The following is a 6,873-nucleotide window of genomic DNA, read 5'->3' on the forward strand; positions in this document are numbered from 1 at the left end:
TGATAAGACGCGTCAGCGTCGCATCAGGCGATGACCGCACGGATGATCAACGTTATCCCTTCAATCGCAATCACCTCAACATGCGTACCTGCGCCGAGATCCTCGCTGGCGCTGACAGGCCATGAACTGTCGCCGACGCGCATATGACCGCGCCCGTTGACCAGCGGCGATTCCAGCACAAACCGCCTGCCAATCAACTGCTGGCCACGCTGGTTTAAATGACTGTCGCTGTGCTTTTGTTCGCGTACCCGCCGTGACAACCATTTCCACCACAGCCAGGCGGCGAGCAGCGTCAGGACGGCAAAGATCACCCCTTGCCACTCCCAACCCAGCGGCAGCAGCCAGACCACCAGACCAGTAATCACCGCCGCGACACCGCTCCACAACAGATAACCGTTTCCGCCCAGCATCTCGGCAGCCAGCAATAAACCGCCGAGACTCAGCCAGAAAATATGCGGGTGTACTACCAGCAGCTCGATCATGATTTATTTCGCTCGTTGGCGCTGTCTTTCACCAGTTCGGCAATCCCGGCAATCGACCCCATCAGGCTGCTGGCGTCTAATGGCATCATCACCACTTTGCTGTTACTGGACGAACCGATCTGTTGCAACGCTTCGGTGTATTTCTGTGCTACGAAGTAGTTCACCGCCTGAATATCACCGGAGGCGATGGCTTCAGACACCATTTGGGTCGCGCGAGCTTCCGCTTCGGCGGAACGTTCTCGCGCTTCAGCCTGTAAAAACGCCGACTGACGTTCGCCTTCCGCTTTCAGTATTTGCGACTGTTTTTCACCTTCGGCTTTGAGGATTTCCGCCTGACGGATCCCTTCCGCCTCAAGGATGTAAGCGCGTTTGGTACGTTCCGCTTTCATCTGCGCGTTCATCGAAGAGATAAGCTCTGCCGGTGGGCGCACATCACGAATTTCAATACGGGTGACTTTAATCCCCCACGGGTTGGTGGCTTCATCGACAATATGCAGCAGGCGCGAGTTAATGCTGTCGCGCTGGGAGAGCATTTCGTCCAGTTCCATTGAGCCAAGCACGGTACGGATGTTGGTCATGGTCAGGTTGATGATTGCCAGCTCCAGATTGCTGACTTCATAAGCGGCGCGCGGGGCATCAATCACCTGAATAAAACAGACTGCGTCGATGGTCACGTTGGCGTTATCTTTCGAGATAACTTCCTGGGAAGGGATATCGAGCACTTGCTCCATCATATTGATCTTGCGACCAATGCGATCCATAAATGGCACCACCAGACTGAGCCCCGGCTGTAACGTTTTGGTATAGCGACCAAAACGTTCTACCGTCCACTGATAGCCCTGCGGCACGATTTTGACGCCCGCGCCGACAATCACCAGCGCGACAAAAATGAGAATCGGGATAAAAATAAGCATCGGAAAAACCTCCTGTTGTACCGTCCATAAAGAGCAAAATTGCTGCTTGATTAAACAAATTATACCTGATTACTGAAAGAGAGTTCCCCCTTATTCTTGCGGAGGATAAACTGTTTTTAGTAAAAATCAGAAAAAGGGATGGGTAATGCAGGAAAATAGTCTTTTGCTCCAACTGCAAAATGTTGGATATCAGGTGGGCGATACGAAGATTCTCAATAACATCAATTTTTCGCTGCGTGCTGGCGAATTTAAGTTAATTACCGGCCCTTCCGGCTGCGGCAAAAGTACGCTACTAAAAATTGTTGCTTCATTAATCAGTCCGAGTAGTGGAACGTTACTATTTGCAGGCGAAGATATATTCACCCTGAAGCCAGAGGAGTATCGCCAGCAAGTCTCCTACTGTGCCCAGACACCAGTGTTGTTTGGCGACACGGTATACGATAACCTGATTTTTCCCTGGCAGATCCGTAACCAGCAGCCTGACCCGGCCATTTTTCTCGATTTTCTCGAACGCTTCGCTTTGCCGGACAGCATTTTGACGAAGAATATCGCCGAGCTATCTGGTGGTGAAAAACAACGCATCTCATTGATTCGTAACCTGCAATTTATGCCGAAGGTTTTATTGCTGGATGAAATAACCAGTGCACTGGATGAAAGTAATAAACATAACGTTAATGAGATGATCCACCGTTATGTGCGCGAGCAAAATATTGCCGTACTGTGGGTAACACACGATAAAGATGAAATTAATCATGCGGATAAAGTGATTGCGCTGCAACCGCATGCCGGAGAAATGCAGGAAGCACGCTATGAACACGCATAATATTACCAACGAATCATTAGCACTGGCATTAATGCTGGTGGTGGTGGCAATCTTAATTAGCCATAAAGAAAAACTGGCACTGGAGAAAGATATTCTCTGGAGCGTCGGGCGCGCAATAATCCAACTGATTATTGTCGGCTATGTGCTGAAGTATATTTTCAGCGTGGATGATGCCAGCCTGACATTATTGATGGTGTTATTTATCTGCTTTAATGCGGCGTGGAACGCGCAAAAACGCAGTAAATATATTGCTAAAGCTTTTATCTCATCGTTTATTGCCATTACGGTCGGGGCGGGAATTACCCTGGCGGTGCTGATTCTCTCAGGGTCGATTGAATTTATCCCGATGCAGGTGATCCCTATCGCCGGGATGATTGCCGGTAACGCCATGGTAGCGGTGGGGTTGTGTTACAACAATTTAGGGCAACGGGTGATTAGCGAACAGCAACAGATTCAGGAGAAACTGAGTCTTGGCGCGACGCCGAAGCAGGCTTCAGCGATATTGATTCGCGACAGTATTCGCGCGGCTTTAATTCCGACGGTCGATTCAGCAAAAACGGTTGGCTTAGTGAGTTTACCAGGAATGATGTCCGGGCTGATATTTGCCGGGATTGATCCGGTGAAGGCGATTAAATATCAGATTATGGTGACCTTTATGCTGCTCTCAACCGCCAGCTTGTCGACCATTATTGCCTGCTATTTAACCTATCGTAAGTTTTATAATTCGCGCCACCAGTTGGTGGTGACGCAATTGAAGAAGAAATGATGCGATGCCGGATGCGCAGCATCGCATCCGGCGTTGTGGTTCATGTGCCGATCAACGGAATATCAATACAACAATGCATACAGCTGGCGGCGATACTTTGACGCCAGTGCATCACCCGTACCCAGCGCAGCGAGGATCTCCTGGAACGTTTTACGCGTCTGACCGTCTGCGGCAGTGAGATCTTTACGCAGATGCCCGAACAGCAACTCCAGCGCCTCTTCATTACGCCCAACCTGATGCAACTGTAGCGCCAGTTGCGTTGCCAGTGCGGCATCTTCAGGATTCTCCGCCACCTGCTGTTGCAACTGTTGAATTTCCGGCGTATCAGCCGCCTGCTTCAGCAGTTCGATTTGTGCCACCAGCCCCTGGTAGCGGGTGTCCTGATCCTGCAACGGAATGGTTTTCAGCACCGCTTCTGCATCTTCAGAACGGTTCAGCGCAATCAGCGTTTCTGCCAGTAGCAGGCCGATCTCCCCGTTCTGATTCGACAATTGCCAGGCGTCTTTCAGCAATGGCAGGGCGTCGGTGTAATTGCCTTCCTGCATCAGTTGCATCGCCTGCTGCGCTTTCAGCTCTTCTTCGCGCGGCAGCACTTTATCCAGCAGGGCGCGGATCGCCTCTTCCGGTTGCGGCCCCTGGAAGCCGTCTACCGGTTGCCCGTTCTGGAACAGATATACGGTCGGAATCGCGCGCAGACCAAACTGGGCGGCAATCATCTGCTCCGCATCGCAGTCCAGCTTCGCCAGAATAAATTGCCCGTTGTACTGCGCCGCGAGGCTTTCCAGAATTGGGGTTAACTGCAAACAGTGCTGGCTACGTTCAGACCAAAAATAGAACAGCACCGGTGTGGTCATCGACTGTTCAAGAACCTGTTGCAGGTTAGATTCGTTAATGTTGACAATATTTTCTACGGACATGGAGTCGCTCTCTGTTGTCGATATTTTCTTTGACATGGGGGCTTAAGCGTGCGCTTCAACTCACCCCTGCAATATTTTGTCCATCACGCGCCCCGGCAGCAGGCGTTTGAGCACCATTACCGCCCAGGTCACCAGCGTCACCGGATAGCGCATCTTCGGCTTCTCGCTAATAAAAGCGTGGCGCACTTTGGCGACCACCGCTTCCGGCCCCAACGTAAAGCGGGCAGCAATGCCGGGGTTTTCGACCGGTTTATCACTTTGCGTCTGGTTGACGTTGTCGGTGAAACGAGTACGAATGGGCCCCGGCTCAATCAGGCTGACTTTAATTCCGCTGTGGCGCAGCTCCATGCGCAGCGCGTCTGACCACGCCTCCAGCGCATATTTACTGGCCGCGTAAGCGCCGCGACCCGATGTGGAGATTAATCCCATCACCGATGAGGTCATCACAATACGCCCTTCACCGTGCGGTAACATAGCCGGTAACAGGCGCATGGTGAGCTGATGCGCGCCGAAAAAGTTGGCGGAAAACTGCTGTTCCATCTGCGCGCGGCTGATGGTGGAAAGGGGGCCATACATGCCGAATCCGGCATTGTTAAAGATCCCATACAGACAATTATCGGTCAGGGCGATCACTTCGTCGGCAGCGCGATCAACACTTTCTGGCGAATCCAGATCGATCAACACACCGGTGAATCCCATGCTGTTCATGCGCTCAACATCATCCGGCTTCCGGCAACCTGCCAGCACATGAAAACCCTGACGTTTTAATTCGAGCGCGCTTTCCAGGCCAATTCCACTGGAACATCCGGTAATTAAGACCGATTTTTGCATAACTTTACCTGTCAGGATCTCCGTTGCTTTATGAGTCATGATTTACTAAAGGCTGCAACTGCTTCGCCATCCAGTCGGCAATAAACGGCTGGGCGTCGCGGTTGGGATGAATACCGTCATCCTGCATCCATTGTGGCTTGAGGTAGACCTCTTCCATAAAAAAAGGCAGCAGCGGAACATCAAACTCTTTGGCGAGTTTGGGGTAAATGGCGCTAAAGGCTTCATTATAACGGCGACCATAGTTTGCAGGCAGACGTATTTGCATTAACAATGGTTCAGCGTTGGCGGCTTTGACATCCTGCAAAATCTGGCGCAGCGTTTGCTCGGTTTGCTGTGGCTGAAAACCACGCAATCCATCATTGCCGCCCAGTTCAACCAGCACCCAGCGCGGCTGATGCTGCTTCAGCAAAGCCGGAAGGCGCGCCAGCCCTTGTTGCGAGGTGTCGCCGCTGATGCTGGCATTAACTACCGACGTTTTACTCTGCCACTTATCATTCAACAAGGCAGGCCAGGCCGCGCTGGCAGACATTCGATACCCGGCGCTCAGGCTATCACCCAGAATTAATAACGTGTCCGCTGCGGCGGCACGGAAGGTTAACAGAACCAGGAACAGGAAGGGCAAATGCCAGCGGAAAACATTGTTGAAGTTCATCATCTTAAGAAGTCCGTCGGTCAGGGGGAGCATGAACTCTCCATCCTCACCGGAGTTGAGCTGGTTGTCAAACGTGGCGAAACCATCGCACTGGTGGGCGAGTCGGGATCGGGTAAGTCAACCTTACTGGCGATCCTCGCCGGGCTGGATGACGGCAGCAGTGGCGAAGTGAGTCTGGTGGGACAACCGCTACATAATATGGACGAAGAAGCGCGGGCAAAGTTGCGCGCGAAGCACGTCGGCTTTGTTTTTCAGTCATTTATGTTAATTCCTACCCTTAACGCGCTGGAAAACGTCGAGCTTCCGGCGCTGCTGCGCGGTGAGAGTAGCGTGGAAAGTCGTAACGGAGCGAAAGCGTTGCTCGAACAGTTAGGGCTGGGTAAACGTCTTGATCATCTTCCGGCACAGCTTTCCGGCGGCGAACAGCAACGTGTGGCGCTGGCGCGAGCCTTTAACGGTCGGCCTGATGTGCTGTTTGCCGATGAACCTACCGGCAACCTTGACCGCCAGACGGGCGATAAAATTGCCGACCTGCTGTTTTCCCTCAACCGTGAGCATGGCACCACGTTGATTATGGTGACCCACGACCTGCAACTGGCGGCACGCTGCGACCGCTGCTTACGGCTGGTGAACGGGCAATTGCAGGAGGAAGCATGATTGCACGTTGGTTCTGGCGCGAATGGCGCTCGCCGTCGCTATTAATTGTCTGGCTGGCGCTAAGCCTGGCGGTGGCCTGCGTGCTGGCGCTGGGCAATATCAGCGATCGCATGGAGAAAGGTTTAAGCCAGCAAAGCCGGGAGTTTATGGCGGGCGATCGGGCGTTGCGCAGTTCGCGCGAAGTGCCGCAAGCGTGGCTGGAGGAAGCGCAAAAGCGCGGCCTGAAAGTCGGCAAGCAGCTGACTTTCGCCACTATGACCTTTGCGGGCGACACTCCGCAGCTGGCGAACGTCAAAGCGGTGGATGATATCTACCCGATGTATGGCGATCTGCAAACTAATCCCCCAGACCTGAAACCGCAGGCGGGCAGCGTATTACTGGCCCCACGCCTGATGGCGCTCCTTAACCTGAAAACGGGCGACACCATCGACGTGGGCGATGCCACACTGCGGATTGCCGGAGAAGTAATTCAGGAACCGGATTCCGGTTTTAACCCCTTCCAGATGGCTCCGCGTCTGATGATGAACCTGGCGGATGTCGATAAAACCGGAGCCGTGCAGCCGGGGAGTCGCGTCACCTGGCGCTATAAATTCGGCGGCAACGAGAACCAGCTCGACGGCTATGAGAAATGGCTGTTACCCCAGCTTAAACCCGAACAACGTTGGTACGGGCTGGAACAGGACGAAGGCGCGCTGGGGCGATCGATGGAACGCTCGCAGCAGTTCCTGCTGCTTTCGGCGCTTCTGACCTTGCTGCTGGCAGTGGCAGCGGTGGCTGTGGCGATGAATCATTACTGTCGCAGTCGCTACGATCTGGTGGCGATCCTCAAAA

At 53.2% G+C, this 6,873-nt stretch carries 9 protein-coding genes; 4 read left to right on the forward strand and 5 right to left on the reverse strand.

From position 1 onward, the window contains the following. Positions 1-23 precede the first annotated feature (23 nt). A complete protein-coding gene (locus tag EQY_RS0110140) occupies positions 24-482 on the reverse strand; it encodes an NfeD family protein (protein WP_000571573.1) in 459 nt (152 codons plus the stop codon). Continuing rightward, positions 479-1,396 (reverse strand): SPFH domain-containing protein, encoded by a 918-nt coding sequence (locus tag EQY_RS0110145; RefSeq protein WP_000904498.1) that lies wholly within the window; start codon positions 1,394-1,396, stop codon positions 479-481. The genes EQY_RS0110140 and EQY_RS0110145 overlap by 4 nt, the downstream gene beginning before the upstream one ends. A 145-nt stretch (positions 1,397-1,541) precedes the next feature. On the opposite strand from EQY_RS0110145, the gene fetA reads away from it, so the two are divergent. Both fetA and fetB read left to right on the forward strand, forming a co-directional pair. Next, positions 1,542-2,219: an iron efflux ABC transporter ATP-binding subunit FetA gene (gene fetA, locus EQY_RS0110150; RefSeq protein WP_001157527.1), complete on the forward strand. Its 678-nt coding sequence runs from the start codon at positions 1,542-1,544 to the stop codon at positions 2,217-2,219. After that, a complete protein-coding gene (fetB, locus tag EQY_RS0110155; RefSeq protein WP_010347707.1) occupies positions 2,206-2,985 on the forward strand; it encodes an iron efflux ABC transporter permease subunit FetB in 780 nt (259 codons plus the stop codon). The genes fetA and fetB overlap by 14 nt, the downstream gene beginning before the upstream one ends. A 62-nt stretch (positions 2,986-3,047) precedes the next feature. On the opposite strand, the gene cnoX is transcribed toward fetB, so the two are convergent. From cnoX to tesA, 3 genes are read right to left on the reverse strand one after another with little or no spacing between them, the layout of a single operon-like run. Beyond that, a complete protein-coding gene (gene cnoX / locus EQY_RS0110160) occupies positions 3,048-3,902 on the reverse strand; it encodes a chaperedoxin (RefSeq protein WP_001295322.1) in 855 nt (284 codons plus the stop codon). A gap of 60 nt (positions 3,903-3,962) precedes the next feature. Further along, positions 3,963-4,772, reverse strand: a complete 810-nt coding sequence (gene ybbO, locus EQY_RS0110165; protein WP_000148964.1) for an NADP(+)-dependent aldehyde reductase — start codon at positions 4,770-4,772, stop codon at positions 3,963-3,965. Beyond that, positions 4,762-5,385, reverse strand: coding sequence for a multifunctional acyl-CoA thioesterase I/protease I/lysophospholipase L1 (gene tesA, locus EQY_RS0110170; RefSeq protein WP_001295836.1), 624 nt, complete (start codon positions 5,383-5,385; stop codon positions 4,762-4,764). Before tesA ends, ybbO begins: the two co-directional genes overlap by 11 nt. On the opposite strand from tesA, the gene ybbA reads away from it, so the two are divergent. Then, positions 5,356-6,042, forward strand: coding sequence for a putative ABC transporter ATP-binding protein YbbA (gene ybbA / locus EQY_RS0110175; RefSeq protein ID WP_001110581.1), 687 nt, complete (start codon positions 5,356-5,358; stop codon positions 6,040-6,042). The genes tesA and ybbA overlap by 30 nt on opposite strands. Further along, a partial coding sequence (locus EQY_RS0110180) for an ABC transporter permease (protein WP_000561811.1) occupies positions 6,039-6,873 on the forward strand: 835 nt, incomplete at its 3' end. The genes ybbA and EQY_RS0110180, both read left to right, overlap by 4 nt.

The sequence above is a fragment of the Escherichia sp. TW14182 genome (genome assembly GCF_000208525.1).
Classification (GTDB): Bacteria; Pseudomonadota; Gammaproteobacteria; order Enterobacterales; family Enterobacteriaceae; genus Escherichia; species Escherichia ruysiae.

Coding starts and splice junctions, on each gene's coding strand:
- EQY_RS0110140 (WP_000571573.1), bottom strand. CDS start 482: ATGATCGAGCTGCTGGTAGTACACCCGCATATTTTCTGGCTGAGTCTC.
- EQY_RS0110145 (WP_000904498.1), bottom strand. CDS start 1,396: ATGCTTATTTTTATCCCGATTCTCATTTTTGTCGCGCTGGTGATTGTC.
- fetA (WP_001157527.1), top strand. CDS start 1,542: ATGCAGGAAAATAGTCTTTTGCTCCAACTGCAAAATGTTGGATATCAG.
- fetB (WP_010347707.1), top strand. CDS start 2,206: ATGAACACGCATAATATTACCAACGAATCATTAGCACTGGCATTAATG.
- cnoX (WP_001295322.1), bottom strand. CDS start 3,902: ATGTCCGTAGAAAATATTGTCAACATTAACGAATCTAACCTGCAACAG.
- ybbO (WP_000148964.1), bottom strand. CDS start 4,772: ATGACTCATAAAGCAACGGAGATCCTGACAGGTAAAGTTATGCAAAAA.
- ybbA (WP_001110581.1), top strand. CDS start 5,356: ATGCCAGCGGAAAACATTGTTGAAGTTCATCATCTTAAGAAGTCCGTC.
- tesA (WP_001295836.1), bottom strand. CDS start 5,385: ATGAACTTCAACAATGTTTTCCGCTGGCATTTGCCCTTCCTGTTCCTG.